Here is a 26,645-nt window from a genome sequence, read left to right as displayed (position 1 = left end):
CGCGTCCGCACGACGTTCGACTGAGTGAACGCTGTACCTATTGCCGAACAGTGTGCGGTGAACGTACAGTGTTCGGCATGGCGCACATCGTGCGCTTCCAGGTCCTTCGAAAGGGTTCGCGATGGATAGTTCGGAATCGACCGCTGTCGGCAGTGCGCGCCGGTGGCTGATCCTGGTCGTCCTGTGCCTCAGCTCGCTGGTGTTGGTGATCGACAATATGGTGCTGACGGTCGCCATCCCTCAGATCGCCACCGATCTGCATGCCGACGCGCAGCAGATCCAATGGATCATCGACGCCTATCTGCTGGTGTTCGCCGGATTGCTGCTCACCTCAGGTAGCCTCTCCGACCGCTTCGGCCGACGCCTGATCATGGTGATCGGACTGGCTCTCTTCGGCGGCGCCTCACTGCTGGCCGCCTATGCCGGAACTCCGGAGATGCTGATCGCCGGGCGGGTCCTGATGGGTATCGGCGGCGTCCTGATCATGCCCAGCACCCTGTCGATCCTGATCACCGTCTTCGACGACCGGGAACGGCCGAAGGCCATCGCGGCGTGGAGTGCGGTCGCCACCCTCGGCATGGTCGGCGGCCCGGTGCTCGGCGGGGCGCTGCTGAACCACTTCTGGTGGGGTTCGGTCTTCGTGATGAATGTGCCGATCGCGGGCGTGGCGATCGTGGCGGCGCTGGTACTCATGCCGGAATCTCGGGGGCCGTGGCGTAAGCCCGATCTCCCGGGCACGGTGCTGTCCATCGTCGGGATGACGGCGCTGGTGTGGACGATCATCGCGGTACCGCAGCGCGGCTGGACGGACGGCGCGACGGTCGCCGCCGCGGCGGTCACGGTTGCCACGTTGTGCGGCTTCGTGATCCGCGAACTGCGCACCGATTCGCCGATGGTCCCGCTGCACCTGTTCGGCAACCGCACCTTCACCGGATCCAGCTTCTCGCTGGTGCTGGTGACCTTCGCCAACGGCGGTCTGGTGCTGGTGCTGACGCAGTATCTGCAATTCGTGCTCGGTTATTCGCCGATGCGGACCGCGCTGGCGTTCACGCCGATGGCGATCGCGCTGCTGGCGTTCAACGCGCTGGGGGCGAGCGTGGTCGCGAAACTCGGCGCCAAGCCGGTGACCGTCGCCGGGTTGGTCATCGTCGCCGGAGGTTTCGGCGTGCTGGCCACGTTGAACGCCGGAACCGGATTCTGGCTGCCGGCCCTGGCCATGGCGCTGCTCGGTGCGGGAGCCGGTCTGGCGATGCCCGCGGCGATCGGCGCGTTGATGAGCGCGGTGCCTTCCGAACACGCCGGGGTGGGGTCGGCGCTCAACGACACCATTCAGCAGACCGGTGGTGCGCTGGGCGTCGCGGTCCTGGGAGCCATCCTGGCGGGCGGCTATTCCGGCGCGATGCCGGACGCGGCGCCGGCGAGTGCGCGCGAATCCATCGCCGGTGCGCTCGGCCTGGGCGACCCGCACCTGGCGGGACTGGCTCGCGATGCCTTCAGTTCGGGAATGCAGGCCGCCTTCGCGGTCGGCGCGGTGAGCGCGGTGGTCGCGGCGCTGGTGGCGGTGTTGTTGATGCGTAACGTGAAAGAGACTGTGGGACAGCATGACCCGGGTACAGCGGAAGAGCTGGTCGGCACGCGCTGACCGGCCGGGACGGACTCCGTCGCGTCCGGAGGTCGAGTCCGTGGCGAGCCGAGGGCTGCCGATCGGTCAGATCAAGCCCCACCAGTAGATCAGGCAAGCCAGGACGAAGACGACCGCAGTTTCCATACCCCCATCATTCCTCGAGTCGGACACCCGCGCCGCTGCCGAATCGTGATCCGCCCGGCCTGTCACCCCTCGTCGACAGGCCGAGCGGAACATCTCGGTCGCAGCCGGTGGGTGATCCTGCCGCCCCCTCTCGCGGCAGGAGCACTCCCGGTGTCGACGACGACGATGCCGGGGTGCGCTTGCCGCGCCCTTAACGAGCGCTTGTGAGGGGGCTGGGAAAACGGGGCGCTCGATCAACCGACGATGACGACGACCAGCCGTCGCTCGGTCTCCTCGATGACTCCGCCGACCTTGCCGGAATCGGCCTCCGGATCGGTCATGGCGGTTGGGCCGCCGAACCAGGTGATGGACCGGCGCGGGTCCAGCTTGTCCAGGACCTGCGGCAGCGAGTAGTCGATCTGCTCGACGCGGACCACGCAGATGTGACAGTCGGCCAGGACGGCGGCATCGCGGCGGCACTGTCCCGGCCCGCCGTCGAGAATCAGGGTGCCGGCGTCGGCTACCGCGCCGGCACATCCGGTGACCACGGCATCGGTGCGTTCGCGATCGAGGATCGACAGTTGCGGCTGATCGTCGAGGACCCGATGCTCGCCCGTCAGTTCCCAGCGCCGCAGCCAATGCTCGGGCAGGCCGTCGGGGGCCAGCGCCGAGCGGGCGCCGTGGGCGCGCAGGGCCGAATCGATCGCACCGGGGATCTCGTCCGCGCCGACCCGATGGACCTGGGCGCCATAATGTTTGAGGCGATCGATGAACAGTTCGACGATCTCGGCCTGGTCCGCGGCCGAGTGCACCGGGGCATTGCGCTGATAGTTGCGCGGCACCGGCACCATACGTTCGTCATTCGGTAGCGCCTCGAGGGCATCGCGCACGCGGCGCAGGAAATCCTCCCGCGAGGTCACCGTGAATCTCCCGTTCCATTCCTCCGGCTCCTCCCGCCGGATCGTACTTCGCGAACCAGGCTACCGTGCGGTAGGAGATCGCGAGCTCAGCCCACGAATTCCCGGGTTCGCCGGCGCCGGATCAGCGTAACCACCAGATCGGCCGCGGTGGCCGCCCACACCGCCAGCGCCACCCATGCCTCCCCGTGCCCGAAGTCGACCATCCACTGTTCGCCGGTGGCCTTGCCCAGTTCGGCGGTTCCCACGCCGTACATGCCCACGGGAAACACGATGCTCCACAGGCCCGGTTCGTAGCTCAGACCGAAATGCCGGACCAGATGCCGCCAGATGCCGGCCGCCAGCAGCAGCGGCACCAGCCAGCTGCCGAACGCCCACAGCACCAGCGTCGCACCCTCGAGCATGGGCCGCACCGTCGCGATCAACGCCACCGACCGCTGATTCATGATCTGGGTGCCGGCCAGCACACTGATCGCGGTGGCGCCCATGAAGATCCAATACGTCGGCGCGAGGCGTTCGGCGGTCAGCGGGGTGCCGAACAGGGTGCCCAGCACCACCGTCGCCACGATGCCGTAGAGCACCACGCCGACCGACCAGCACAGCAGCGCCGGCACCGCGAAACGCTGACTCCACGGCTGCGGCAGGGCGGTGGCGGCCACCGCGAGTGATTGGGTACCGACCACCCAGAGGAACCAGGTGCCGTCGGCGCCCGTCACCGCGGTCGGTGCGCCGTGATGCAGCATGAGCAGCGCCGGGATCGCGTACACCAGAACCGCCCACACGACCGTCGCCACCAGCAACAGCGCCAGCGCCGTCCCCACCCAGGCGTGCCGGGACAGTCCCGCCGACATCACCCCGGTGGCGGCGACGAAGGCCAGATAGGTGAAGCCGGTCGCGGGATTCACCGCATCGCCGATCACGCGGTCGCGGAAGAATGCGATGCGCAGCAGGGTCGCCACCGCGAGCACGGCGTAGGCGATCAGGCCGACGATCAGCAGGGCATTGCCACCCCATTCCCACCCCGCCGCGCCGACGGCCCGCGAGACGATGCCGGTCGCCATCACCGAGGCGAACCACCCCGGACCGAGATCCGCCACGAAACGCATTCGCCGCCCGAACGACTCGCTCACAGCGCGAGTGTTCCACGCAGACGCCGCCGAGCCCCGCATCCACGCGCCCCACTTCGACATCCTGCTGTCGGATGCCTGCATCGCATTGGACAGTGCCGAGCTCGCCGAGCGTGCCCGGCAGATCTACGGTGGTCCGGTCCATGACGATCTCTTCAACGATTTCAAGCTGTGGATCATCGGATCGGGGCGGGACACCTTCGCTCGAGTGCTCGGCGATCCCGCCCGGCGACGACGCTTCCGGGTGTCGGGTCGCAGGAAGACGATCCAGATCCGTCATGGGAAGAAGTGGGTTACGTCGCCGATTACGCATTTCTGCGCAAGCACGGGGTGGACCACGAGGCGGACGATGACCGGCGGGGGGACCTGGATGCGGAATTCGACGATGTGGTGAACAACCTGCGGAACGAGGTCGGCCGACGCGTCGTGAACTAACCTTTGTAGCTCCCTCAGGCGGCGGTGGCCTTGTGGGTGTTCTCGGTGGTTCGTTCCTCGCGTACCACCAGTAGCCGTTCGCGGTGGTGTTCCTCGTGCAGGTCGCGGCGGCGGGCGTGGAGCAGCTGTTCGAGGGTGATGATGCCGCACAGACGGTTCGGATCGTCGCGCGCGACCACGGGCGCGGCGGTCACGTGCGCCATCGCGAGGGCGTTGGCCACCTCGCGCAGGGTGTTGTCCGGATGGACCGAGGTCCGGATGTCCAGGGTGGCCGCACCGACCGTCGTGCCGGGGCTGTTCTGCAATACCTGGCGGGTGGTCACGCCGACCAGTGCTCCGGAACCGTCGACCACCGGATACAGCCCGGCGTAGTGGGTCCGCGGCAGGATCGGGTCGATGAGGTCGTCGATTCCGAGCACCAGCGGATCGGCGGTCATCACCTCGTGGGTGAAGAACGTCTCCAGTGGGTCGGTGGTGTATTCACGGGTGAGATGCAGGCGGCGGCGGGCGATCTTCTCGGTCAGCACCGAACGCTTGAGCAGCAGGACCGACACCGCGTACGCCGAGACCGAGGCGACCGCGAGCGGCAGTACGTCGTTCCAGGCATGGGTGAGTTCACAGGTGAAGACGATGCCGGTCAGCGGTGAGCGCATCACTCCGCCGACCACCGCGGCCAATCCGCACATCGCCCAGAATCCGGCGGTGACGTGGGGCAATAATCCACCCTCGGCGGCGCCGAGCGCCGCGCCGATCATGAACACCGGCGCCAGCACGCCGCCGGAGGTGCCCGAGCCGAGCGAGAGCGACCAGATCAGCGTTTTCACCACCAGGATGCCGACGATCAGCGACAGCGTGGCGTGCCCGGTGAGCAATTGGTCGATGACGTCGTAGCCGACTCCGAGCGCCCGCGGTTCGAACAGGCCGCCGATGCCGATGATCAGGCCGCCGATCGCCGGCCACCACATCCAGTGCACCGGAATCTTGGCGAAGGAGTCCTCGGCGAAATACACCATCGCGGTCGCGGCGATGGCCAGCAGTCCGCCGGTGATGCCGGGAATCAGCGCCAGGCCGTCGGACAGCGCGCCGGGCGTGCGTCCGTCGGTCGCCACCGCGAACACCGGTCCGTTGCCGAGCATCGCCCAGCGGCAGATGGTTCCGGTGACCACGGCGGCCACCACCGGAATGAAACTGCGTGGCCGCCATTCGAACAGCAGCAGTTCCACCGCGAGCAGAATCGCCGCCAGCGGGGCGTTGAAGGTCGCCGCCATCCCCGCCGCCGATCCGGCGACCAGCAGTGTCTTGCGTTCGTCCGCGGACAGTTTCAGCAACTGCGCCAGAATCGAACCGACCGCGCCGCCGGTCATGATGATCGGCCCCTCGGCGCCGAACGGCCCGCCCGAGCCGATGCTGATCGCCGCAGAGGCCGGCTTGAGCAGCGCCACTCGCGGCTGTACCCGCGACCCGCCGGTGAGGATGGCCTCGATCGCCTCCGGCATGCCGTGGCCGCGAATCTTCTCCGACCCGTAGCGCGCCATCACACCGATGATCAGCCCGCCCACGACCGGTGCGGTGAGCACCAGCCACCATGGGTGATGGGTGGCGCCCGGCGCGACCATCTCGGTGCTGAAGCGTTGGTAGAACACGAGATTGGTGATGAAGCCGATCAGTTTCAGCAGCGCGAACGCGGCCACCGCGGCCGCGCCGCCGACCGGAATGGCGAGGGCGGCGATCAGCAGCAGGCGCGGGGTGACCTGGAAGTCGCCCAGATGCGTTGCGCGCGAATGCCCGGCGCTCATAACGACCCCGGCCCGGTCGCGGTGACGAAGGGCGTGGTGGCGGCGGCCTGCACCAGATCCCGGGCCGCGACGATCACGCGGTCGCGCGCCTCGGGAGTGAGGCCGTCCAGCAAGGATCCGAAGGCGACCTTCCGCCGCTGCAATACCTGATCCACCACCGCCTGTCCGGCCGTGGTGACCTCGATGGTGACGACGCTGCGGTTGTGCGCATCGGTTCCCCGCGTCACGTATCCGCGGGTCTCGAGTTTGTCCGCCAGCCGCGTCACCGACGAAGCGTTGACCCCCAACGCGGCCGCCAGCCGCGACGACGACACCCGGCCCAGGGCCTGCAGGATCAGCAGAAAGCGCATTTGCGGAAAGGTGACGCCGGGTGGTGCGGCGTGGGCACTGTCCCAGGCGATGGAGACCAGCATCCGGGTGAGCGCTTCGAGTGCCGCGATCTCGGCTGTGGTGCTTTGTTCGGACGCGGCGTCGGCGGCCGACGCGACGGTCTCCTCATGGCCTTGCATTAGACAAGGGTTGCAATGTGCAAATGATGCGTCAAATCGATCGGTCCCCGTTGTGGTTGGCATCACAACGAGGACCGAGTGGAACGACGCGCTCCGGCCGATGTCAGCGTGGCGCCGGACGACGAAGTCGCCGCATCATGTCCGACCTGGGACGCGATCGGTCTGCGATTCGAATTCCTATGCGGCACACAAGGAAACGTGAGCCGAGGGGAGGATCAGGCGTGGTCGAGGGTGCCGTTGCGGAGGTCGGTGGTGAAGGCGTCCCATTCGGCAGGGGTGAAGACGAGGGCGGGGCCGGTGGGGTTCTTGGAGTCGCGGACTCCGACGTGGCCAGTGGCGAGGAACGCGGTCTCCACGCAGTCCTTACCGCCACCGCTGCGGCTCGACTTGAACCACTTGGCTCCGGTCAGATCGACGTTCACGTTCGAACTCCCTTGCTGTGTTCCTCAGAAAACGCTTGCTGTCCGCAATGTCAAGCGCCGCTTGCTCGATGATGCTGTACGCCTGACGATACCGCCCGACATCCTTTGGGCGCTCGAGGTACAGATCGCCTGCGTACGATTCGATATAAACGACCGTCGGCGCCAGTTCACGGCCCTTCGAATCGGTTCCGAAGTCGAGGATGGCGAAGGGGCCGGTCGGCAGTCCGGCCGGGAATCCGGCTTCGTACGTCAGGACCTTGACGGTCACATTTCCCGGAAGATTTGCCAGGTGGTGGCATTGCGCCGCCATCGTCCGCGGGTCTCCCACGACGGTTCGCACCGCAGACTCATGGATTATCAGATCAACCGAGATGGGGCTTACTTTCCTGGTGAGCAACGCTTGCCGCTTGGTCTTCAGTTCGATTCGCCGCGCCAACTCGCCTGGATCGATCTGAGGGTAGTAGCGCTGATCGACAGCACGCGCATACTCCTTCGTTTGGAAAAGGCCGGAAGGCATGTCGGGCCTGAAGATGGAAAGCCGTTTAGCCGACGACTCCAATCCCACGTACAGGTCGAAGTTCCCCGAAATTACGTCATCGAATGCCTGCCACCAGCTTTTGCCGGTGCTCTGTTTCGCCAAGCCGATCAGCCCCGCGCGCACCTCGGGGTCGTCGATGTCGTAGATCCGGCACAGCGCCTCCACATCGAGCACACGGATGCTCGGCGATTTCCCGGCCTCGAAACGAGACAGTTTGCTCGCCGACCATTGCATAAGTGGCGCAACGTCTTCCAGCCGCAGGCCGATGCCCAGGCGGGCCTCCTTGAGATACCTTCCCAATTGCCGCCGGGGCAGGGTGGTCGAGCTGTCCTCACCAATGTTCGTCACGGATTCCTCGTTTGCATCGTGAGCGGTCGCCGTTTGCACGAGGAAAGAAATCGGCTACCCCCGTGCGAACCGCTCTGGGCCGTCGCAGAACCTTCGTTGCATATGCATGGCGCTATTGTCCCGCCGGCTCAGTCGGTGGTCTTCTTGAGCCACCCCGATGGCCGGGAAACTCGAAACGGCAAGTCGCACAACCGTTGCCCCCGGATGCGACTACACCCGTGATGATACCGACGAGACATTACCGCGTAGCACCGACGCCGCAAGGTAATGGCCGAAAAATGGCCCCGGCCATCGGGAGTACCACCAGCCGTATGTCCGCTGGTGCCCCGACGATGTCCGGAGGTGTTCTCCCGTGCACGGTTTGCGACCGATCATCCACAGCGCCCTGCCGACCATGACCACCACGCTCGCTCACCGCATCATGCAGGACCATCTCGACTGCCCGATCACGGTGTGCGCCAGGAAGTTACAGGCCAAACTCTGGCTCGTCGCGACGGGCGCCATGCACCCCGCCGACCGCCCGCACTTCGGGATCTGAGCATGACCAATCCGGTCTTCCACGCCCCGCTCGCCAATCCGATCTCCCCCGAGCGGATGCACCGCGAGATCCACGCCGAACGCCACGCCGACTGCACCCCGCACACCTGCGACATGCTCAGCAGCTGCCGCAACATCCTCACCACCCTCGGCCACGACCCCGACGCCGCGACCACGGCACAATGCCCCGCCTGCCGCACCGGGCCCGCCATGAAACTGCCACGCTCGCAGGACGTTTCGACGCCACCGTCCGCACTCCTCACCGAGTGCCGCGAGCAGGCATGAGGTGCCTGCGGGGTCCCCTCCCGACCCCGCAGGCCACCGCAACGCCCCGCTCCGCAATACCTCGCGCGTCACCCCGCCAGACAAGGAACGACGTATGACACCTTCTCTGCCGCAACGCATTCCGCGAACATCATCGGCACCGGCGATCCAAGGCGACCCACACTGGTACGCCGCAATCGCACAAGCCCTACGCGCCACCCCCGCCGCCCGCTTCCCCTGCCTGAACGACCTGATACCCCGCCGCCCGCCAACATCCCGCGAAACCCGCGCCTATCTCGGCCTGTCGACCCGCGCCGACTGGGAAAGTTCGCGTGACTCGCAGTGAGGAGCGATCGCCCGCGACTGTCCGGCGACGGCCAGGCCCGCGCCGATTGCGAGAGACCGCCTGTGGACCGGTGGCGACTGCCGACGCTCGCACGTGAACTAATCGTGCAAACCTCGCCGAAGATGCGAGAAAACCGCGAATATCGCCGAAGTTTGCACGATTACTTCGGGTGTCCCCTCCGGCCCGCGGCATGTTCCAGCGGAATACAATTCCTGGCCCGAAGAGCGCTGTGCACAAATGGAAATCGTGGCGGAGTCGAACAGGCCGCGACCGGCGTCCCACTGATCTACACCTACATCCTCGACCCGGCGACGAGGGCGTATCGGACCGGCGAGATGTACACCGGCATTATCAAGGCGACGGCACCTTTTACGGTCGACATCGATCTCAGCGATATCTGACGAGCCGCGACGACGACGGCCCCGGTTGCGATCGGTGATCACAACCGGGGCCGGTCGAGCGAGGCGAATTACGCGGAGGCGGTGATGAATTCGGCCGCCTTCTCACCGATCATGTAGCACGGGGCGTTGGTGTTGCCGCCGGTGATGCTCGGCATGATCGAGGCGTCGGCCACGCGCAGGCCCTCGATGCCACGCACCCGCAGCTGCGGGTCGACGACGGCGCGCTCGTCCACGCCCATCCGGCAGGTGCCGACCGGGTGGTAGACCGAGTGGATCCGCATCGGCAGCTCGCGACGCAGCGCGGTCTCGTCCTGGAAGGCGGGGCCGGGGGAGAACTCCTCGGTGATGTCGCCCGCGATCGCCTTGTTCGCCGCCGCCTCGCGGATCATGCCGATGGCCTCGACCAGGAAGTCCATATCGGCCGGATCCGAGAGGTAGCCCGGGTCGATCAGCGGCGAGGTCAGCGGATCGGTGGAGGCCAGCCGCAGTTCGCCGCGGCTCTTCGGGTAGATCAGGGTCGGGAAGATGGTCAGCGCTTCCCGCTTGTCCACCATGTGCAGCTTGTCCTCGTCCTGGTTGGGCGTCGGGTAGCTCCACGGCAGGGTGTGGATCTGCATATCCGGGATGTCCTTGGCGAACGAGGTCCGCACGAAGCCCACGGATTCGAAGACCGTGCGCCCGAACCAGGAGCTGCCGGGGCTGCGCAGTTCCTTGAGGAAACCGGCCGCGAAATGCGACGGAATGCCGCGGTGCAGCGCCTTCTTCGAGATGAAGGTCATCGGGACGAACAGGTGGTCGTGCAGGTTCTGGCCGACCGGCAGATCCGCGTTGACCTCGATGCCGAGGTCGCGCAGGTGCCCGGCGGGGCCGACTCCGGACAGCATCAGGATGTGCGCGGAACCCATCACGCCACCGGAGACCACGACCTCCTTCTCGGCGCGGATGATCCGACGGCCCTTCTTCTCGATGACCTCGACGCCGATGGCGCGGCCCTTCTCGATCACCACGCGCGCCACGTGCGCCTTGGTGACGACCTTCAGATTCGGGTTGGGGCGGTTGGTGATGAAGCCGCGCGAGGAGCTGTAGCGCAGGCCGTCCTTCACGCTCTGCTGGAAGATGCTGATGCCCTCTTGGGACTCGCCGTTGTAGTCCTCGATGACCGGGACGCCGAAGGTCTCGGCCGCGGCCTCCATCCACTCCTTGGCGATCGGGGTGAGGTCCTTCTGCCGGGTCACCTCGATGGGACCGCCGGAGCCGCGCAGGTCGCTGGCGCCGTCCTCCCAGTTCTCCAGGCGCTTGTAGGCCGGCAGCACGTCCTCGTAGCTCCAGCCCTCACACCCCTCGGCGGCCCAGGAATCGAAGTTGGCCTTGTTGCCGCGCACGAAGAGCATGCCGTTGACCGAACTCGAACCGCCCAGCACCTTGCCGCGCGTCATCGGCACCCGGCGCTCCGCGGCGTGCTTCTGCGGAATCGAGTACTGCGACCAGGTGACCTGGTGCTTGAGCTGCGGGACGGTGTGAACCGTGGTGATCATGCCCGGGACCGTGACCAACTTGGTGTTGTCCTTGCGGCCGGCCTCGAGCAGGATGACGCTGGCGCCCTGCTCGGCGAGCCGACTAGCGACAGTGGCGCCGGAGCTGCCCGCGCCGATGACGATGTAATCGGCTGCGCTGGTGTCGGTCATGTTCGGTTACCTCATCTTCGAAGTGGTAGCGGCTGATCGCGGCAGCGCTCGGCGCGGGAGCGTGCCTCAGCTCACTGTAGAACAAGTTCTAATAATGGTGAAGACGCGCGGTGGGGAAAAATGATGCGCGGGACGCGGTCCGGGAGCGACTTCCTGGCTATGACCAGGGATGTTGTCCGCGTCACACTATAGAACAGGTTGCAGTTAGTTCGCCTGTGCGGGGACGCGGCGACGCGATGTGCCGACCCTCGGCACCCCTTCCGTGGACGGGTCCGGCGACGGAAGTCGCGCTCGCACCCGCCGAGATTCCACCTATCATTTCGACTGTGACCGATATTCGTGAAATTCCCGTTCAGACCCTCGCCGGCGAGCCCGCGACCCTGGCCGAACTCGCCGGTGACAAGGCCCTGCTCGTGGTCAACGTCGCCTCGAAATGCGGTCTGACACCGCAATACACCGGACTCGTCGCGCTGCAACAGGCATACGGCTCGCGCGGATTCAGCGTCGTCGGCGTGCCGTGCAACCAGTTCATGGGGCAGGAGCCCGGCAGCGCGGAGGAGATCCAGCAGTTCTGCTCGACCACCTACGGCGTGGATTTCCCGCTGCTCGCCAAGGTCGACGTCAACGGTGACGACCGGCATCCGCTGTATCGCGAACTCGTGCAGACCGCCGATGCCGAAGGCGACGCCGGCGATATTCAGTGGAATTTCGAGAAATTCCTCGTCGATCGCGACGGTAAGGTCGTCGGCCGTTTCCGTCCGCGCACCGAACCGCAGGATCCGAATGTGGTCGCCGCCATCGAAGCGGTATTGCAGTAATTTCCGGAATGCGCCGGGAATTGCGCGATCAGTCCCGCAGCACCTGCAGGGCCGATTTTTCCAGTCGATCGGCGATTTCGGCGTACGAGGCGTAACCCACGCCGGCGCGCACCAGGGCGCCGGCGTAAAGCAATTCCAGCGTTTCCACCACATCGGGATCGGCATCCGGGCCCAGGGCGTCCAGCAGGCGCCGCCGGATCTCGGTCCCGATGCGGGTGCGCAGATGTGCGACGTCGGGGTCGGTGCCCAGCAGGGCGCTGGTCACCGCGCCGGCCAGTGCGGGTTCGTCGGCGACCAGCATGGCGATCTGCCGCAACACCGCGACCACCCGGGTGGTCCGGTCGGCGCCGGCCTCGGGCTCCGGCGGTGCGTCGGCCGCCAGTCGCCGCCAGAAGACCTCGGCGACCAGGTGTTCCTTGGAGGAGAAATAGGTGTAGGCGGTGGCCGTACCCACTCCGGCGGCCGCGGCCACCATGCGCACGGTGAGGCCGGCGAAGCCTTCGCGCGACAGCACCTCCAGCGCGGCCTTGGTCAGCCGGTCGACGGTATCGGCCTGCTTCTCGGTGAGGCGGCGGCGAGTTGCCTCCATATTCACCGGTGTAGGCTCGGTGGAAATGGGATCGGACACGTGTCTGGATGCTACTGTAGTGAAGCTTCGAAAGCAACTCGCATACCCGTTGCAGGAGTGGATACAGTCGCAAATCACACAATATCGCATCCGCTCGCAAAGTATCGAGAGATGATTTCCGAAAGGTGTTCTTCTGATGACTCGTGCCGATTCGATAATTCCCGCGGAATCCGATATTTCCGCGGATACTCGGCGATTGTTCGAGCTGGCCGAGCAGGCGACGGGCTTCATGCCGGTCGAGGAGGGACGCGCGCTCTACGAGGCCGCGCGGCGTTACGCGGGCGACGGAATAATCGTGGAAATCGGCACCTACTGCGGTAAGTCGGCGATATATCTCGGCGCGGCGGCCCGCGACACCGGCGCCACCGTCTACACCATCGACCATCATCACGGGTCCGAGGAACATCAGCCCGGCTGGGAATATCACGACACCTCGCTGGTCGACCCCGAGACCGGCCGCTTCGACACCGTGACCACGTTCCGGCGCACCATGGTGCGGGCGGAATTGACCGATACCGTGATCGGCGTGGTGGGCCCCTCCGCGGCCGTGGCGAAGCACTGGCGCAGCCCGATCCGGCTGCTGTTCATCGACGGCGGACATACCGAGGCCGCGGCCCAGCGCGACTACGACGGCTGGGCGCACTGGGTGGCGGCCGGTGGCGTGCTGGCCATCCACGACGTCTTCCCGGATCCGGCCGACGGCGGGCAGGCGCCGTACCACATCTATCGAAAGGCGTTGGACAGCGGCAATTTCCGCGAGGTCGCGGCCATCGGATCGCTGCGGCTGCTCGAGCGCGGCACGGGGTGCGGCGGTAAGGGATGAAGCGATGAAGGCTGAGGTGGCCGGGCCGTGTCGCGGCCGCCTCAGCTGGGCGAGCGCACGCAGTCGCAGATGAGGCCGGTCGCGATATCCGCACTGGGCGCCAGGTCGCGGAAGACGCCGTTGCCGCCGGTGGTGCGGGTCAGCGCGTCGGCGGCCAGCACCGCCGCCGCCCCGGTCCAGGTGGTGCGCTCCTCCGGCCAGCGTTTACCGTCGGCGAAAACCAGTCCGGTCCAATAGGATCCGTCGTCCTCGCGCAGGTGCTGGATGCTCGCGAGCAGTCGCAGCGCGCGATCGCGGTCGCCGAGGGTGTCCAGTGCCAGCGCCAGTTCACAGGTTTCGGCGCCGGTCACCCACGGGCGGTCGGAGACGCAGCGAATGCCGATCTCACCGACCACGAAATCGCCCCAGCGCGAGGCGATCCGGGCATGTCCGGCCGCACCGCGCAGCGCACCGCCCAGCACCGGGTAGTACCAGTCCATCGAATACCGGTCCTTCTCGGCGAAGGACTCCGGATGATGCCGCAGCGCGTGGCCGAGGCGCAGCGCCGCGACCTCCCATTCCGGCTGGGCCAAGCCGAGCAGTTCCGCGATCGCCAGCCCGCAGCCGATGCTGTGGAACATACTCGAGCAGCCGGTCAGCAGCGCCTCGGGCAGGATGCCTTTTTCGGTCTGCAGCCAATAGATCTCGCCGTTGCGGCCCTGCTGCAACGAGATGACGTAATCGATGGCCGCGCGCACGGTCGGCCACATCGTGTCCACGAAGCGCCGATCACCGGTGCAGCGGTAGTAGTGCCAGACACCGGTGGCGATGTAGGCGCAGAAATTGGTGTCGGTGTCGGCGGTCTCGACGACGTCGCCGCGGAACTGTGACGGCCAGGAGCCGTCCGCGCGCTGGGTGTCCGCCGACCAGGCATAGGCGGCGCGCGCGGCATCGTGCAGACCCGCGACCGTCAGCGCCATCGCCGACTCGACATGGTCCCAGGGATCGGTGTGCCCGCCCCGGAACCACGGGATCGCGCCGTCGCTGTGCTGTTGTGCGGCAATGGATTCCGCGGTGGCCAGGCACTGCCGGGCGGTGAGGACGCCGGGAATCGAGGGCAGCTCAGCGGCGCGCACCGGACACCGCCGGCTTGGTGAAGTACAGGGCGACGCTCTTGCCGATCACCGGGTCCAGGGCCGATTCGGCGACACGGGTCAGCCACGGCCGTTTCATCATGTCCCACACCAGCATCCGGTGATACAGCTGCACCGGCCGGGCGTCGGGCTTGTCCACCCCGACCAGGCATTTCAGCCACCAGTACGGAGCGTGCAGGGCGTGCGCGTGTTCGCTGTGGATGAATCGCATCCCGCGCGCGGTGACCTTGCCGCGCAGTTCGTCGGCGCGGTAGATGCGCACATGCCCGCCCTCGTTGGCGTGGTATTCGTCCGAGAGCAGCCAGCAGATCCGCTCGGGCAGCCAGCGCGGCACCGTGATCGCCAGGGCCCCACCGGGTTTGAGGATGCGTACCAGTTCGGCGATGGCGCCGTCGTCGGCCGGAATGTGCTCGAGGATCTCCGAGGCGATGACGACGTCGAATTCGCCGTCCTCGAAGGGCAGAGCCAGCGCGTCGCCCTGGACCGTCTCGGCCTGCGCGTAGTCGGGAGCCTCGTCGGCCTCGGCCAGCGCACCGAACATGACCTTCACATCGGCGAGGTCGTCGGCGTTCTGATCGAAGGCGACGATATCGGCGCCGCGCCGGTACGCCTCGAAGGAGTGGCGACCCTGTCCGCATCCCACATCGATGACCCGGACGCCCGGCCCGATCCCCAAGCGGTCGAAATCGACGGTCAGCATACGGTCGCCTCCTGTGTATCGGCGGTCAGATCGGTGCCCTGGCGGCGGGCGATGGCGCGTTCGTACACCGAAACGGTCTGGGCTGCGACGGCTTCCCAGCTGAAGACGGTGAGTGCGCGGTGGCGCCCGGCGGCGCCGAGGTCGTCGATGCGACGCGGATTGTCGAGCAGTTTCCCGAGGACACCGGTCAGTTCGTCCACATTGCCCGGCTCGACCAGTTCGGCACAGTCGGCCGCCACCTCCGGCAGCGCGCCGGCCCGGCTGGCGACCAGGGCGGTGCCACTGGCCAGCGCCTCCACGGCAGGCAGCGAAAAGCCCTCGTACATGGACGGGATGCAGGAGATCTGCGCCGAGGCCAGCAGTTCGGCCAAGGCTTCGTCGGACAGGCCGCTCGACACCGTGACGATATCGGAGATGCCCAGTTCGGCGATCAGCTTCTCGGTGGGGCCGTTCGGTTCCAGCTTGGCCACCAACTGCAATTCGACGTCGTGGGTGAGCCGCAACCGCGCGAGCGCCTGCAGCAGGTGGGAGATGCCCTTGAGCGGTTTGTCGGCGCTGGCCACGGCCACGATCCGGCCGGGTACGCGGCGCTCGCGGGGCCGGAACAGTTCGGTGTCGACGCCGAGCGGGACCACCCGCAACTGGGAGGCGTCGACGCCGAAGTCGTCGGCGATATCGGCGGCCGAGGTCGAGGAGACGGTGATCAGATCCGGAATCAGCCGGGCGACGCGCTGCTGCATGCCGAGGAATCCGTACCAGCGGTGGACGAACGCCTTGCGCCGCCACGGCGCGGCCGCCAGATCGACGGCCCGGTCGCGGGTGATCGGGTGGTGGATCGTGGCCACCAGCGGCACTCGCCGGGCGATGTCGAGCAGTCCGGAACCGAGGCACTGGTTGTCGTGAACCACATCGAAATCCGCGGCGCGCGAACGCAACAGCCGGGCCGCGCGCAGGCTGAACGTACGCGGCTCCGGGAAGCCGGCGGTCCACATCGTCCCCAGTTCCAGCAGGTCGATGCGGTCGCGGATCTCCCCGGGCCGCGGCGTGCGGAACGGGTCGGAATCGCGGTACAGGTCCAGGCTCGGCACCTCGGTCAGCCGCACTCGGGGATCGAGCAGTTCCGGGTACGGCTGACCGGAGAAGACCTCGACCTCATGGCCGAGTTCGGCCAGGCCGTGACTCAACTTCCGGACATACACCCCCTGCCCGCCACAGTGGGTCTTGCTGCGGTAGGACAGCAGGGCGATACGCACGTCTTCGGCTCACTTCCTGTTCGGGCGCCAGGTCGCGTGGTGTGGTTCAGGCGCTCGCGCGCCGTGGTGGTTCAGGCGCTCGCGCGCAGGGGCGCGAGCTTGCCGGCCAGGCGGTCGAGATAGGCCAGCACCTCGGCTTCGGACTTGTCCGGCAGTCCGTACAGTACGTCGGTCACTCCGGCGGCGTGCCATTCGGTCAGCCGCTGCGTGTCGGGTTTGCCGTCGAGGGCGACCACCCGCGGGGTGTCCTCGCGACCGGCCTCCTGCCACACCTTGCTCAGCAGTTGCAGGCGTTCCAGCAGCGTGTGGGTCTCGTACGGGGTGGTGATCCAGCCGTCGGCCGACCGCGCGATCCAGCGGAAACCCTGTTCTGTGCCCGCGGTGCCGATCAGCACCGGCACCTTGGACTGCACCGGCTTCGGCCACGCCCAGCTGGGGCCGAACTTCACGAAGTCGCCGTCGTAGCTTGCCTCCTCCTCGGTCCACAGTGCTCGCATGGCCTCGAGGTATTCGCGCAGCACCGTGCGGCGCTTGTTGCCCGGTACGCCGTGGTCGGCGAGTTCGTCGGTGTTCCAGCCGAATCCGGCGCCGACACTGACCCGGCCGCCGGACAGATGGTCCAGGGTGGCGATCGTCTTGGCCAGCGTGATGGGGTCGTGTTCGGTGGGAAGTGCCACCGCCGTGGACAATTCGATGCGTTCGGTGACCGCCGCCGCGGTGGCGAGCGCGACCCACGGGTCCAGGGTGCGCATGTACCGGTCGTCGGGCAGGCTCTCGTCGCCGGTCAGCGGATGTGCCGCCTCCCGCTTGATCGGGATGTGGGTGTGCTCGGGCACGAAGAACGACTCGAAGCCGCGCTCCTCGGCGGCCGCGGCCGCGACCGCGGGCCGGATGCCGCGGTCGCTGGTGAACAGGACGATGCCGAAACGCATGGTGTTCCTTTCGGTTCGGTCGGGCATCAGCTCGATGCCGGACCGTCGTTGGCGGCGGCGCGGCCCGCGCGGCGACCGTAGAAGCTGCCGTCGCCGAGGGAGGTGCCGCTGGCATAGCCGCCCGCGCAGACACCGGAGGTGCAGCGGCCCGCGGCGTACAGACCGGGGATCGGTTCGCCCGTGACGTGGATGACCCGGGAATCCAGATCCGTGCGCAGGCCGCCGAGGGTGAATCCGGCGGTGAAGTTGCGCATGTCGAATCCGGCCACCGGCGTGCCGATCGGCTTCACCCACTCCGGCTTCTTTCCGAGCAGCGGATCCGAGCCGGATTCGGCGTGCCGGTTGTAGACCTCGACGGTGGCCTGCAGCGAACCCGCGGGCAGGCCCATATCGCTTTCGAGTTCCTCGACCGTCTCCGCCGCCCAGGTGGGGGGCTGGCGGAAGAAGGGGGTGCTGGACTCGGTCTTCAGCGCTTCCTCGAGCGCGGCCTCGTCGATGATCAGGTAGGCCTGGTTGTCCTGCTGGATCAGCGTGGCCTGGCCGATCCGGCCCGGATAGGTGTCCTCGGCGATGTAGCGCTGCCCCCGGCCGTTGACCAGGATGCCGCGCACCATCATCTGCGGATCGCCGAAGAAGGCGACCTCGGTGGCGTCCATATGCGCCAGTTCGGCGCCGAGCGCCTGGGCGACCCGGATGCCGATGCCGTCGTGTTCCTCGATCGCGGCGGCGGGCCGGCCGATGAGTCTCGGCGCGTAGCCCTCGATCATCCGCTGCTCGTAGGCGAAGCTGCCGGTGGCCAGCACCACGCCGCGTCGGGCGCGGACGGTGATCTCCTTGCCGTAGCGCTTGGCCACCACGCCGACGACGCGATTGTCGTCCGCGACCACGAGCCGCTGGATCCGGATGTCGTATTCGGCTCGTACACCGAGGGATTCGGCGGTGTCGGTGAGCGGCTTCATCAGCATGTAGCCGCCACCCTGCTCGCCGATGCGCTTGTTCTGCATCTGCGGCAGATGCCCGCGCGGGGCGGGGGTGGCGATGTCCTTGAACGGCGCGGCGTTCTCACCGCCGGAATACATCAGGCCCTCGTCGTGCGGGGGTTCCCAGCCCGGCTCGCCCCAGAATTCCTCCTTGAACGGAACTCCCTGGGCGACAAGCCAGTTGAAGTGTTCGACGCTGCCCTGGCAGTAGTCGTGGATCTTGGCCTCGTCCACGCCGGGCCCGAGGGCGGCCAGCATGAACTTCTCCATGTTCTCCGGGGTGTCGTCGAAGCCGAGCGCCTTCTGCAGCGGAGTGCCGCCACCCAGATAGATGAATCCGCCCGACAGGGAGGCCGCACCGCCCCAGCCGCCGGTGCGCTCGAGCACCAGCACGTCGGCGCCGGCCCGGGCGGCCTCGATCGCCGCGGCGACGCCGGCGATGCCGTACCCCGCGATGACCACATCGGCCTCGTAGTCCCAGTCGGAGATATCGGCGGCGGGCTGTGGTCGCACACCCAGGGTGTCGGACATGGTGGGTTCGTTCCTCACTTCTCGGCGGACTTCTTTTCGGCAGCCTTCTTCTCGGCGGCTTTTTTCTCGTTGGCCACGACTTTGCCGACGACGCTGTCGAGCTTGGTCCCGGCGGCCCAGCCGGTGTAGTGGCACAGGAAGATCGCGATCTCGCGCAGCTGTTCCTCGGTCAGTTCACCGTTGCGCAGGGCCGCGCTGACCTGGATCTCGGTCACGTCCAGATGTCCCTGTGCGGTCAGCGCGCCGAGCAGCAGCAGGCGGCGATCACGCACGGACAGTTCCGGGCGGCTCCAGATATCGGCGAACAGGTGATCCGCGGTCACCGCGAAATGTGCGCCGGGTCCGTCGGACATCTCCCAGCCGTAGACCTCGCCCATCTTGGCCACTCCGCGCGCGCGACGCTGCTCGGGCGTGAGGCCGTCGGTGTCAGCGCTCATTGCTCTCCTCCGAAGTGTCGGTGCGCGCGGCCCGGGAGACATCGCCGGGCCCGACGCCGAGTCCGTCGCCGAGCCCACTCAAAGCCATTCGGGCGAAAGGCAATTCGACGCCGAGCCGCTCGCCCAGGGCCAAGGCCAGGGACAGATCCTTCTCGCCGAGGTCGCGGGTGTGGGTGAAGATCGAATGCCAGAAGTCGTCCGCGGCGATCGGCGCGGTGGTGTCGCGCAGCATGATCGCGCCCGCGCCGCCGGTGATGGCATCCGAATGCCGGACCACCTTGCCCAGGTCGACGATGTTCAGCCCGGCCGCCTCGGCCAGTCGCTGGGCTTCCGCGGTGGCCGTGGACGAGACGAAATGCAGCAGGTTGCGAGCCAGTTTCATCCGGGTGCCGGCGCCGACCTCACCCGCGTGCACCACCAGTTCGGCCCAGTAGCCGAACGGTTCGCGCACCTTGTCGAACGCGGCGTCGCTGCCGCCCACCATGACCGCGAGCGACCCCTTCTTCGCTCCCGCGCCGCCGCCGCTGACCGGGGCGTCGACGAAGTCCACCTCGTGTTCGGCGCAGACGGCGGCGAGTTCGACGGCGGTCCGGTCGCTGATGGTCGAATGCACGGCGATCACCGTGCCGGGGCGCGCGGTGCTCAGCAGTCCGTCCGGACCGGTCACCACGGATCGGACCTGCGCGTCGTTCAGGACGACCACCGAGATCACCTCGGCACGCTCGGCGACCTCGGCCGCCGTCTTCGCCGGTTCGGCGCCGCCGTCGACGAACGGCTGCACGGCCTCCGCCCGGGTGTCGCAGACGATGAGGCCGCCGGGGCGGTTCAGCAGCCGCTCGGCCATCGGCGCACCCATATTGCCGAGGCCGATGAAGCCCGCGGCGCCGGCGCTGTCGTTCGTGGACCCGCTCATGGGTACCTTTCGGAGCTGTCTGGACACGTGTACGGAACTATAGGTTCGACTCTGATCTTGGCGCAAGAACTTGTTTCAATTCCGCGGCTGTGCCGAGGGTGCGGAATCGGCGCCGACCACGGCGTGGACGGCCCGCGCCACCCTGGTCGAACGACTGCTTCCCGGTGGCAAAAATGGTCGATCCATTGTCGGCCCCCGCTCGCGGTGGTACCGTCCAGACACATGTCCAGCGATGTGTCTTTCGCGCCTGTCCGCGAGGGATATCCCGGCCTGAACTCGTTCTCGAAAACGGGCTGACGGACCACGACGTTCGCGGTCGCCGCAGCCCGGTGACCGCCCGGATCAGGCCACGCCGGAGATCGGCGCCGGCCCTCGACACAGAATGTGAAGGAAGCTGCGATGTCCGGTTTTTCCCGGGACGACCCCGACGAGATGGTCCGCCGCTGGGTGGTCGAGAACGAACGCTGCGAGGCGGCGGGCGACTGGCGGCCACTGGCCGACATGTACACCGAGGATGCCACCTACGGCTGGAACTACGGCCCGACCCAGGAGTTCATGGCGGTGGGCCGCGAGGAGATCCGCGAACTGGCGCTGGGGCAGGAGATGGACGGCCTCGAGGGCTGGACCTACCCGTACCAGGAATTCGTCATCGACGAGCGCAGCGGCAACGTGATCGGACTGTGGAAACAGATCAACGAGAACACCCGCCCCGACGGGAGCCACTACAGCCCGGAGGGCATCGGCGGCAGCTGGTTCCGCTACGGCGGCAACTTCCAATGGTCCTGGCAGCGTGACTTTTTCGACTTCGGCAACGTCTCCGCGCTGTTCGTGGAGATGATCACCGCGAACGCGCTCTCCGAGGGCATGCAGAAGCGGATCGAGCGTTCGGGCGCCGGACCGCTGCCGGGCTGGTACAAGATCGGCGAGTCGCCGGTCCCGCTGTGGTGAGCTCCATGAGCGCGAGTCGCTTCGCCGCACTGAGCCGGGAGCAGCTGGCGGCTCTGGTGCCCGAACTGCTGCTGTGCGGGCATCTCATCGATCGCTCGGGGATGGCGCATTCGATCGGCGCCTTCGGGCGCGACGGGATGGCCGAGGTGGCGATCGAGGAATGGCAGCTGGCCAGCCCGATCTACACCCGCCGGATGCGCGCGGCCCTCGACATCCCCGGCGACGGCGTCGTCACCATATTCAAAGGGCTGCAACTGGATATCGGCGCGCCGCCGCAGTTCATGGACTTCCGGTTCCGCGTCGACGACGACCACAACGGTGAGTTCTGGCTCGACCACTGCGGCGCGCTCGCCGACGTCGAGCCGATGGGTGAGGACTACGTGGTGGCCATGTGCCACACAATCGAGGACCCCACCTTCGACGCGACCGCACTGGCGACCAATCCGCACGCGCAGGTGCGCCCGATCCACCGGCCGCCCCGGCAGCCGGCCGATCGAGTGCCGGTGTGCGCGTGGACGGTTCGCATCGATCCCGCCAACGAACCGCCCGCGGTTCCGCACAATGCGGCGCGCATGGCCGAATTCGCCGCTGTTGATATCGAATTGGCGCCGATCGAAGCCGGAGGCCCGGGCCGGTCGGACTACCGCGGGCCGCTGCTGAGCGATATCGACTTCGCGGATTTCTCGCAGTCGGCGCTGGTCCGGATGGCCGACGAGGTATGCCTGCAGCAGCATCTGCTGAACCTCGGATTCCTGATCGCGGTCGGCGAGCGCGCGGATGCGGAGACCACCGCCGCGATCGCGCGCAAACAGTTCACCGGGATCGCCGGGCTCACCTCCGAACGCCTGCGGGCGCTCCTCGGCCTGGGTACCGGCTTCGAAGACCTGGCTCAGGTCCTGCGGCTGCATCCGGCGTGGAATCCACTGCCCTACGTCGACATGCAGGTCGACGCCTATCACGATTCCGCGATCCTGCGCATCGCGCGCGACAGCCCGGGCGTACGCGACGGCGGCTGGCCGGCCGCGGTCGACGCCGAGCATCTGGAGCCGCTGGCCGCCATGGTGCGTGGAGTGAACCCGCGGTTCGACGTGCATGCCCGCGAGGGTGACGAGCGCGAACTCGTCGTCGAGATCACTGCCGCCGCAACGCCTTTCCGGGAGTCGCCGGAGGTGGCGATCACTCGGTTCAGCACCGGGGCGGACTTCCACTTCAGCCCCCGGCAGTCGCTGCCGCTGACGGTCGTCTGACCGCCCTCAGTCCCGAACCGCCGCAATCGACGAGAGATCTCAGATATGCCGAACAATTTCGCCGACCTGTTCGAGCACGCCGTGGACGCCATGCCGGATCGGGTGGCGCTGATTCAGGGCGAGCGCCGGGTCACCTATCAGGACCTGGAACGCCGCGCCAATCAGCTCGCCCACCACTTCGCCGCGGTGGGGCTGGGGGAGGGCAGCCACATCGGCTTCCAGATGCACAACAGCATCGAGACGATGGAAACCCTGATCGCCGCCTTCAAGATCCGGGCGGTGCCGATCAACATCAACTACCGCTACGGCGCGGACGAACTGCGCTACGTCTACGACAACGCCGACCTGGAGGCGGTGGTGCACCACCGGTGCTACGCGCAGGTCGTGGATCAGGTGCGTCCGCAGGTGACAACGCTGCGCCATGCCTTCGTCGTCGATGACGATCAGGGCGGTGCGGGCCTTCCCAGCGAATCGACCCCGTACGCCGAGGTCTTCGAAAGCACCTCCAGCGCACGGGATTTCGGTGAGCGCAGCGCCGACGACCTGTTCATGATGTACACCGGCGGCACCACCGGCATGCCCAAGGGCGTGATGTGGCGCCAGGAGGACATGTGGCGGGTGCTCGGCGGCGGCATCGACTTCTACACCAATGTGCCGGTGGCCGACGAGTTCGAGCAGTCCCGAGTCGGATCGCAGAACGACCCGCTGCGCTGGCTGCTCCTGCCGCCCCTGATCCACGCCGCGGCGCTGATGCCCACCTTCACCGCGCTGTGGTCGGGCAATACCGTCGTGTACGAGCCGCGCTTCGACGCCGACCGGGTCTGGCAGGTGGTGGCGTCCCAGCGGGTCAACATCGTGGTCATCACCGGTGACGCCATGGCGCGGCCGCTGCTCAACTCCTATCGGCAGTCACCGGTGGACGCCTCCTCGGTGGTCGCCCTGGCCTCCGGGGCCGCGCTGCTGTCGCAGCCGGTGAAGAACGAGATGCTGGAGCTGTTCCCGCATGCGGTGATCACCGATTCGATCGGCTCCTCCGAAACCGGATTCGGTGGCATCGGGGTGGCACAGAAGGACGACGACCCGTCCCGCGGGCCGCGCGTGCAGACCGGACGCGGTGCGGTCGTGGTGAACGAGGAGGGCCGGGAGGTGGCGCCCGGCGAAGAGGGCTGGATGGCCAAGAAGGGGTCGGTCCCGCTCGGCTACTACAAGGACCAGGCCAAGTCCGACAAGTTGTTCAAGACCGTCGACGGCGTCCGCATGGTCATCACCGACGACCGCGCGCGGGTGGAGGCCGACGGCACCATCACCCTGATCGGCCGCGGCAACATGGTGATCAACACCGGCGGCGAGAAGGTGTTCGTCGAAGAGGTGGAGGCCGTCGTCAAGGCCCACGAGGGCGTCTACGACGTGGTGGTCATCGGAGTTCCGCACGAGCGCTGGGGCCATCAGGTCGCGGCGGTGGTGTCGATCGCCGGCGCCGATCCGCTGGATTTCGCCGGCCTCGAGGCGCACGTGCGCAAACACCTCGCCGGATACAAACTGCCGCGCAGCATCTGGGTGGTCGACGCGGTCGGGCGCACACCCAGCGGCAAGCCGGACTACCGATGGGCGAAAGGCCATGCCGAATCCCACCCGCCGACCTACACCGTCGGCTCCTGAACCCTGCCGGGCCACTGCGCCGGACGTCGCTGTCGCGGCGTTCGGCGCAGCCGTGTCCGGACGATCTCGGTGAATGGGATTTCCGGGTCGAGAGGGCCTGCCGAATCAGACTGGAACGTGTTCTACTTGGAGGATGACAGCGGTGCATTCCGTACTCGGTGAAAAAGTCAGGATGCCGGTCGAGATCCGCGACGCCGACGCCTGTGCGGCGACATTTCTCGTCGACGCGGCGGCGGCCCGGGAGATCGTGGCGCCGACCGGACTCGAGCCACTCACGGTCGCCGGACGCGGGGCGGGCTCGCTCGTCTTCGTGCGCTACGTGGACGGCGACCTGGGGCCCTATCACGAATTCGGCCTCACCCTCATGGTGCGCGGCCGGGATCGGGACCTCGGTGTCTACATCCCGTGGCTGCCGGTGAACCAGACCTTCACCTGCGCGGCCGGCCGCGAGATCTGGGGCTTCCCCAAGGAGATCGCCGATATCCGGATCACGCCGGTGCGTCGCGGCAAGCGCTGCGAGGTGCGCATCGACGATCGCCTGGTGGTGGCTATGGAGGTCGGTGGCGGTGTGCCGTCGCCGGGCGGCATGGGCGGCGCGTCGATCGCGGCCTACACCCATATGGACGGCATCCTGCGCCGCACGCCATGGGTGATGAACCCGTCGCAGGTGCGAATGGGGCTGGGCGGCACCAGGATCGAGCTCGGTGATCATCCCGTCGCCGAACAGATGCGCGCCCTGGGGTTGCCCAAGCGCGCACTCTTCAGCAGCCGGATCGGACTGCTGCGCATGACTTTCGAAGACGCGGTGGAGGTTCGATGAGCAAGACGGCAGTGGTGACCGGCGCGGCCAGCGGCATGGGACGCATGGCGGCCCAGCGACTGGCGGCGGGCGGCTATCGGGTGGCCGCACTCGATATCAACGAGGCCGGCCTGGCCGAAACCGCGCGGCGCTCGCCGAATATGAGCACCTACAGCTGCGATGTCGCCGACGAGCAGGCGGTGCGCGCGGTGATCGACAAGGTCCGTTCGGACCTCGGCCCGATCGAGCACGTCGTGCACGCGGCCGCGCTGTGTCGTGTGGGTTCGGCTCTGACACACGATGTTTCGGAAATGCGCCGGGTGATGGACATCAACTACGGCGGGACGATCAACATCTGCCAGGCCGTCGTGCCGGAGATGAAGCAGGCCGGTCGCGGAACCCTGGTGCTGTTCGCCTCGGTGGCGGGCTGGCTGCCCTCGCCGGGCCTGGCCGCCTACTCGGCCTCCAAATTCGCCGTCGTCTGCTATCACGAAGCATTGGCGCAGGAGTTGAACGGGACCGGGGTGCGGGTGATCTCGATCTGCCCGCCGATCGTGGAAACCCCTCTGCTGGACGGCATTCGGGCCGCCAACGAGGCGGTGGTCGCCGGTCAGAAGGGCATCACCCCGGACCGGGTGCTCGATGCCGCCGAACGCGCCGTCGCCGACCCGAAGGCGCCGCTGTTCATCTTCCCCGGACCGGCCAAGCCGCTGTGGCTGGCACGGCGTTTCGCCCCGAACTTCCTGCGCAAGCAGGTCACTCGGATGGTGAAGCCGGAGCTGTGATGGTGCTGAACTGATCGTGCAAACCTCGGCGCGAAATCGAGTTTTCTCGCAATCTCGCCGAGGTTTGCACGATGTGTTCAGCCTCCACGCGCCCGGTGGACACCCGGATGCGGTGTCAGCGGCCCTTGAACTCCGGCTTGCGGCGCTCGGCGAAGGCGCGCGGGCCCTCCTTGGCGTCCTCGCTGCGGAAGACGGTGAGGCCGAGCTGCGAGTCGATCTTGAAGGCCTCGTTCTCGTGCATGCCCTCGGTGTCGCGCATGGTCTTCAGGATCGCCTGCACCGCGAGCGGGCCGTTGGCGTTGATCTTCTCGGCGAGCTCGAGCGCCTTGTCCAGCGCGGTCCCGTCCGGCACCACGTGACCGATCAGGCCGTACTCCTTGGCCTCCGCGGCGGTGATGTGGCGGCCGGTGAGCAGGATGTCGGCGGCGACGGTGTAGGGGATCTGCCGGGGCAGACGTACCGCCGACCCGCCCATCGGGAACAGACTCCAGCGTGCTTCGGACACACCGAATTTCGCGCTCTCGCCGGCGACCCGGATGTCGGTGCCCTGCAGAATCTCGGTTCCACCGGCGATGGCCGCGCCCTCGACCGCGGCGATCAGCGGCTTGGTCAGGCGGCGGCCCTTGAGCAGACCCGGAATGTTGGTCGGGTCGAACGCGCCGCCCGCGCTCATGTTCTTGGCCGGATCCTGTTTGGTCATCGCCTTGAGGTCGGCGCCCGCGCAGAACGCGCCGCCCGCGCCGGTGAGGATGCAGGAGCGGATCTCCGGGTCGTTGTCGACGGTGTCCCAGGCCTGCACCATCAGGTCGAGCATCTCGGCCGACAGCGCATTGCGGACGGCCGGGCGGTTCATGGTGACGATCAGGGTCGCGCCGCGTCGCTCCAGCAGCGCGTGCGGTTCCGTGTTGCTACCTGTTTCAGTTGCTGCCGTCGTCATCGCCGACCCACTTTCCTCATGGTATTACTCGCGTTTTGCGGACGAAGTTA

The 26,645-nt window shown here is 67.4% G+C and carries 28 protein-coding genes; 12 read left to right on the top strand and 16 right to left on the bottom strand.

Going from position 1 to position 26,645, the window contains the following annotated elements:
* The first annotated feature begins 121 nt into the window (after window positions 1–121).
* Entirely contained in the window at window positions 122–1,642 is a 1,521-nt protein-coding gene (locus C8258_RS24855; protein WP_106957242.1) for an MFS transporter, read from the top strand.
* Between the two features lie 359 nt (window positions 1,643–2,001).
* On the opposite strand, the gene C8258_RS24850 is transcribed toward C8258_RS24855, so the two are convergent.
* Both C8258_RS24850 and C8258_RS24845 read right to left on the bottom strand, forming a co-directional pair.
* Window positions 2,002–2,667 (bottom strand): LUD domain-containing protein, encoded by a 666-nt coding sequence (locus C8258_RS24850; RefSeq protein ID WP_036497302.1) that lies wholly within the window; start codon window positions 2,665–2,667, stop codon window positions 2,002–2,004.
* An 86-nt stretch (window positions 2,668–2,753) separates the two neighbouring features.
* Window positions 2,754–3,794 (bottom strand): tellurite resistance/C4-dicarboxylate transporter family protein, encoded by a 1,041-nt coding sequence (locus C8258_RS24845; RefSeq protein ID WP_158271308.1) that lies wholly within the window; start codon window positions 3,792–3,794, stop codon window positions 2,754–2,756.
* Between the two features lie 7 nt (window positions 3,795–3,801).
* Between C8258_RS24845 and C8258_RS24840 the strand changes: the two genes are divergently transcribed.
* Entirely contained in the window at window positions 3,802–4,185 is a 384-nt protein-coding gene (locus C8258_RS24840; protein ID WP_158271307.1) for a DUF4240 domain-containing protein, read from the top strand.
* A 55-nt stretch (window positions 4,186–4,240) separates the two neighbouring features.
* On the opposite strand, the gene C8258_RS24835 is transcribed toward C8258_RS24840, so the two are convergent.
* The 4 genes from C8258_RS24835 to C8258_RS24820 form a co-directional block, all read right to left on the bottom strand.
* Window positions 4,241–6,022 (bottom strand): chloride channel protein, encoded by a 1,782-nt coding sequence (locus C8258_RS24835; RefSeq protein WP_106957240.1) that lies wholly within the window; start codon window positions 6,020–6,022, stop codon window positions 4,241–4,243.
* Window positions 6,019–6,531 (bottom strand): MarR family winged helix-turn-helix transcriptional regulator, encoded by a 513-nt coding sequence (locus tag C8258_RS24830; RefSeq protein WP_106957239.1) that lies wholly within the window; start codon window positions 6,529–6,531, stop codon window positions 6,019–6,021. Before C8258_RS24830 ends, C8258_RS24835 begins: the two co-directional genes overlap by 4 nt.
* Window positions 6,532–6,746: 215 nt before the next feature.
* The gene (locus tag C8258_RS24825; RefSeq protein ID WP_106957238.1) at window positions 6,747–6,953 is read right to left on the bottom strand and encodes a DUF397 domain-containing protein; all 207 of its coding nucleotides are present in this window, start codon (window positions 6,951–6,953) and stop codon (window positions 6,747–6,749) included.
* Window positions 6,895–7,839, bottom strand: coding sequence for a helix-turn-helix transcriptional regulator (locus tag C8258_RS24820; RefSeq protein WP_106957285.1), 945 nt, complete (start codon window positions 7,837–7,839; stop codon window positions 6,895–6,897). The genes C8258_RS24825 and C8258_RS24820 overlap by 59 nt, the downstream gene beginning before the upstream one ends.
* Window positions 7,840–8,191: 352 nt before the next feature.
* Here C8258_RS24820 and C8258_RS32385 point away from each other — a divergent pair, with 352 nt between their 5' ends.
* The 3 genes from C8258_RS32385 (at window position 8,192) to C8258_RS32380 (ending at window position 8,986) form a co-directional block, all read left to right on the top strand.
* A complete protein-coding gene (locus C8258_RS32385) occupies window positions 8,192–8,377 on the top strand; it encodes a hypothetical protein (protein ID WP_063011028.1) in 186 nt (61 codons plus the stop codon).
* Between the two features lie 2 nt (window positions 8,378–8,379).
* A complete protein-coding gene (locus C8258_RS24815; protein ID WP_106957237.1) occupies window positions 8,380–8,661 on the top strand; it encodes a hypothetical protein in 282 nt (93 codons plus the stop codon).
* 94 nt (window positions 8,662–8,755) lie between these two features.
* On the top strand, window positions 8,756–8,986 hold the full coding sequence (locus C8258_RS32380) for a hypothetical protein (RefSeq protein WP_146161324.1): 231 nt from the start codon (window positions 8,756–8,758) through the stop codon (window positions 8,984–8,986).
* Between the two features lie 469 nt (window positions 8,987–9,455).
* Here the strand turns inward: C8258_RS32380 and C8258_RS24805 are convergent, their stop codons facing one another.
* Window positions 9,456–11,072 carry a GMC family oxidoreductase gene (locus tag C8258_RS24805; RefSeq protein ID WP_106957235.1) on the bottom strand — a complete coding sequence of 539 codons (1,617 nt, stop codon included), beginning with the start codon at window positions 11,070–11,072 and terminating at the stop codon, window positions 9,456–9,458.
* A gap of 326 nt (window positions 11,073–11,398) precedes the next feature.
* Between C8258_RS24805 and C8258_RS24800 the strand changes: the two genes are divergently transcribed.
* The gene (locus C8258_RS24800; protein ID WP_369974812.1) at window positions 11,399–11,890 is read left to right on the top strand and encodes a glutathione peroxidase; all 492 of its coding nucleotides are present in this window, start codon (window positions 11,399–11,401) and stop codon (window positions 11,888–11,890) included.
* Between the two features lie 28 nt (window positions 11,891–11,918).
* On the opposite strand, the gene C8258_RS24795 is transcribed toward C8258_RS24800, so the two are convergent.
* Window positions 11,919–12,485, bottom strand: coding sequence for a TetR/AcrR family transcriptional regulator (locus C8258_RS24795; RefSeq protein WP_083870533.1), 567 nt, complete (start codon window positions 12,483–12,485; stop codon window positions 11,919–11,921).
* Between the two features lie 169 nt (window positions 12,486–12,654).
* Between C8258_RS24795 and C8258_RS24790 the strand changes: the two genes are divergently transcribed.
* Window positions 12,655–13,341, top strand: a complete 687-nt coding sequence (locus C8258_RS24790; protein WP_106957233.1) for a class I SAM-dependent methyltransferase — start codon at window positions 12,655–12,657, stop codon at window positions 13,339–13,341.
* A 41-nt stretch (window positions 13,342–13,382) separates the two neighbouring features.
* Here C8258_RS24790 and C8258_RS24785 read toward each other — a convergent pair whose 3' ends face one another.
* The 7 genes from C8258_RS24785 to C8258_RS24755 form a co-directional block, all read right to left on the bottom strand.
* A complete protein-coding gene (locus tag C8258_RS24785) occupies window positions 13,383–14,456 on the bottom strand; it encodes a prenyltransferase (protein ID WP_106957232.1) in 1,074 nt (357 codons plus the stop codon).
* Window positions 14,443–15,174: a class I SAM-dependent methyltransferase gene (locus C8258_RS24780; RefSeq protein WP_036497318.1), complete on the bottom strand. Its 732-nt coding sequence runs from the start codon at window positions 15,172–15,174 to the stop codon at window positions 14,443–14,445. Before C8258_RS24780 ends, C8258_RS24785 begins: the two co-directional genes overlap by 14 nt.
* Complete coding sequence (locus C8258_RS24775) at window positions 15,168–16,427, bottom strand: glycosyltransferase family 4 protein (RefSeq protein WP_036497320.1); 1,260 nt, start codon at window positions 16,425–16,427, stop codon at window positions 15,168–15,170. Before C8258_RS24775 ends, C8258_RS24780 begins: the two co-directional genes overlap by 7 nt.
* Window positions 16,428–16,498: 71 nt before the next feature.
* Window positions 16,499–17,359 (bottom strand): LLM class F420-dependent oxidoreductase, encoded by an 861-nt coding sequence (locus C8258_RS24770; RefSeq protein WP_036497321.1) that lies wholly within the window; start codon window positions 17,357–17,359, stop codon window positions 16,499–16,501.
* A 26-nt stretch (window positions 17,360–17,385) separates the two neighbouring features.
* A complete protein-coding gene (locus tag C8258_RS24765) occupies window positions 17,386–18,870 on the bottom strand; it encodes an FAD-dependent oxidoreductase (protein WP_106957284.1) in 1,485 nt (494 codons plus the stop codon).
* Between the two features lie 14 nt (window positions 18,871–18,884).
* Window positions 18,885–19,307: a carboxymuconolactone decarboxylase family protein gene (locus C8258_RS24760; protein ID WP_106957231.1), complete on the bottom strand. Its 423-nt coding sequence runs from the start codon at window positions 19,305–19,307 to the stop codon at window positions 18,885–18,887.
* On the bottom strand, window positions 19,297–20,220 hold the full coding sequence (locus tag C8258_RS24755) for an NAD(P)-dependent oxidoreductase (protein WP_106957230.1): 924 nt from the start codon (window positions 20,218–20,220) through the stop codon (window positions 19,297–19,299). The genes C8258_RS24760 and C8258_RS24755 overlap by 11 nt, the downstream gene beginning before the upstream one ends.
* 399 nt (window positions 20,221–20,619) lie before the next feature.
* On the opposite strand from C8258_RS24755, the gene C8258_RS24750 reads away from it, so the two are divergent.
* The 5 genes from C8258_RS24750 (at window position 20,620) to C8258_RS24730 (ending at window position 25,658) form a co-directional block, all read left to right on the top strand.
* Entirely contained in the window at window positions 20,620–21,168 is a 549-nt protein-coding gene (locus tag C8258_RS24750) for a hypothetical protein (protein ID WP_106957229.1), read from the top strand.
* Window positions 21,169–21,173: 5 nt separating this feature from the next.
* Window positions 21,174–22,415 carry a hypothetical protein gene (locus C8258_RS24745; RefSeq protein ID WP_199195839.1) on the top strand — a complete coding sequence of 414 codons (1,242 nt, stop codon included), beginning with the start codon at window positions 21,174–21,176 and terminating at the stop codon, window positions 22,413–22,415.
* Between the two features lie 45 nt (window positions 22,416–22,460).
* Window positions 22,461–24,074 (top strand): acyl-CoA synthetase, encoded by a 1,614-nt coding sequence (locus tag C8258_RS24740; RefSeq protein WP_106957227.1) that lies wholly within the window; start codon window positions 22,461–22,463, stop codon window positions 24,072–24,074.
* Between the two features lie 133 nt (window positions 24,075–24,207).
* Window positions 24,208–24,894 (top strand): acetoacetate decarboxylase family protein, encoded by a 687-nt coding sequence (locus C8258_RS24735; protein WP_106957226.1) that lies wholly within the window; start codon window positions 24,208–24,210, stop codon window positions 24,892–24,894.
* Window positions 24,891–25,658 carry an SDR family oxidoreductase gene (locus C8258_RS24730; RefSeq protein ID WP_106957225.1) on the top strand — a complete coding sequence of 256 codons (768 nt, stop codon included), beginning with the start codon at window positions 24,891–24,893 and terminating at the stop codon, window positions 25,656–25,658. The genes C8258_RS24735 and C8258_RS24730 overlap by 4 nt, the downstream gene beginning before the upstream one ends.
* A 115-nt stretch (window positions 25,659–25,773) precedes the next feature.
* Here the strand turns inward: C8258_RS24730 and C8258_RS24725 are convergent, their stop codons facing one another.
* Window positions 25,774–26,595 (bottom strand): crotonase/enoyl-CoA hydratase family protein, encoded by an 822-nt coding sequence (locus tag C8258_RS24725; protein WP_036525233.1) that lies wholly within the window; start codon window positions 26,593–26,595, stop codon window positions 25,774–25,776.
* Window positions 26,596–26,645: the final 50 nt, after the last annotated feature.

The organism is Nocardia sp. MDA0666, assembly GCF_003023875.1.
Taxonomy (GTDB): Bacteria; Actinomycetota; Actinomycetes; order Mycobacteriales; family Mycobacteriaceae; genus Nocardia; species Nocardia aobensis.
This window is presented reverse-complemented; position numbering and strand designations above follow the sequence as displayed.

Coding starts and splice junctions, on each gene's coding strand:
- C8258_RS24760 (WP_106957231.1), bottom strand. CDS start 19,307: ATGAGCGCTGACACCGACGGCCTCACGCCCGAGCAGCGTCGCGCGCGC.
- C8258_RS24765 (WP_106957284.1), bottom strand. CDS start 18,870: ATGTCCGACACCCTGGGTGTGCGACCACAGCCCGCCGCCGATATCTCC.
- C8258_RS24780 (WP_036497318.1), bottom strand. CDS start 15,174: ATGCTGACCGTCGATTTCGACCGCTTGGGGATCGGGCCGGGCGTCCGG.
- C8258_RS24805 (WP_106957235.1), bottom strand. CDS start 11,072: ATGACCGACACCAGCGCAGCCGATTACATCGTCATCGGCGCGGGCAGC.
- C8258_RS24790 (WP_106957233.1), top strand. CDS start 12,655: ATGACTCGTGCCGATTCGATAATTCCCGCGGAATCCGATATTTCCGCG.
- C8258_RS24855 (WP_106957242.1), top strand. CDS start 122: ATGGATAGTTCGGAATCGACCGCTGTCGGCAGTGCGCGCCGGTGGCTG.
- C8258_RS24735 (WP_106957226.1), top strand. CDS start 24,208: ATGACAGCGGTGCATTCCGTACTCGGTGAAAAAGTCAGGATGCCGGTC.
- C8258_RS24750 (WP_106957229.1), top strand. CDS start 20,620: ATGTCCGGTTTTTCCCGGGACGACCCCGACGAGATGGTCCGCCGCTGG.
- C8258_RS24755 (WP_106957230.1), bottom strand. CDS start 20,220: ATGAGCGGGTCCACGAACGACAGCGCCGGCGCCGCGGGCTTCATCGGC.
- C8258_RS24725 (WP_036525233.1), bottom strand. CDS start 26,595: ATGACGACGGCAGCAACTGAAACAGGTAGCAACACGGAACCGCACGCG.
- C8258_RS24770 (WP_036497321.1), bottom strand. CDS start 17,359: ATGCGTTTCGGCATCGTCCTGTTCACCAGCGACCGCGGCATCCGGCCC.
- C8258_RS24815 (WP_106957237.1), top strand. CDS start 8,380: ATGACCAATCCGGTCTTCCACGCCCCGCTCGCCAATCCGATCTCCCCC.
- C8258_RS24830 (WP_106957239.1), bottom strand. CDS start 6,531: ATGCAAGGCCATGAGGAGACCGTCGCGTCGGCCGCCGACGCCGCGTCC.
- C8258_RS24835 (WP_106957240.1), bottom strand. CDS start 6,022: ATGAGCGCCGGGCATTCGCGCGCAACGCATCTGGGCGACTTCCAGGTC.
- C8258_RS24730 (WP_106957225.1), top strand. CDS start 24,891: ATGAGCAAGACGGCAGTGGTGACCGGCGCGGCCAGCGGCATGGGACGC.
- C8258_RS32380 (WP_146161324.1), top strand. CDS start 8,756: ATGACACCTTCTCTGCCGCAACGCATTCCGCGAACATCATCGGCACCG.
- C8258_RS24740 (WP_106957227.1), top strand. CDS start 22,461: ATGCCGAACAATTTCGCCGACCTGTTCGAGCACGCCGTGGACGCCATG.
- C8258_RS24745 (WP_199195839.1), top strand. CDS start 21,174: ATGAGCGCGAGTCGCTTCGCCGCACTGAGCCGGGAGCAGCTGGCGGCT.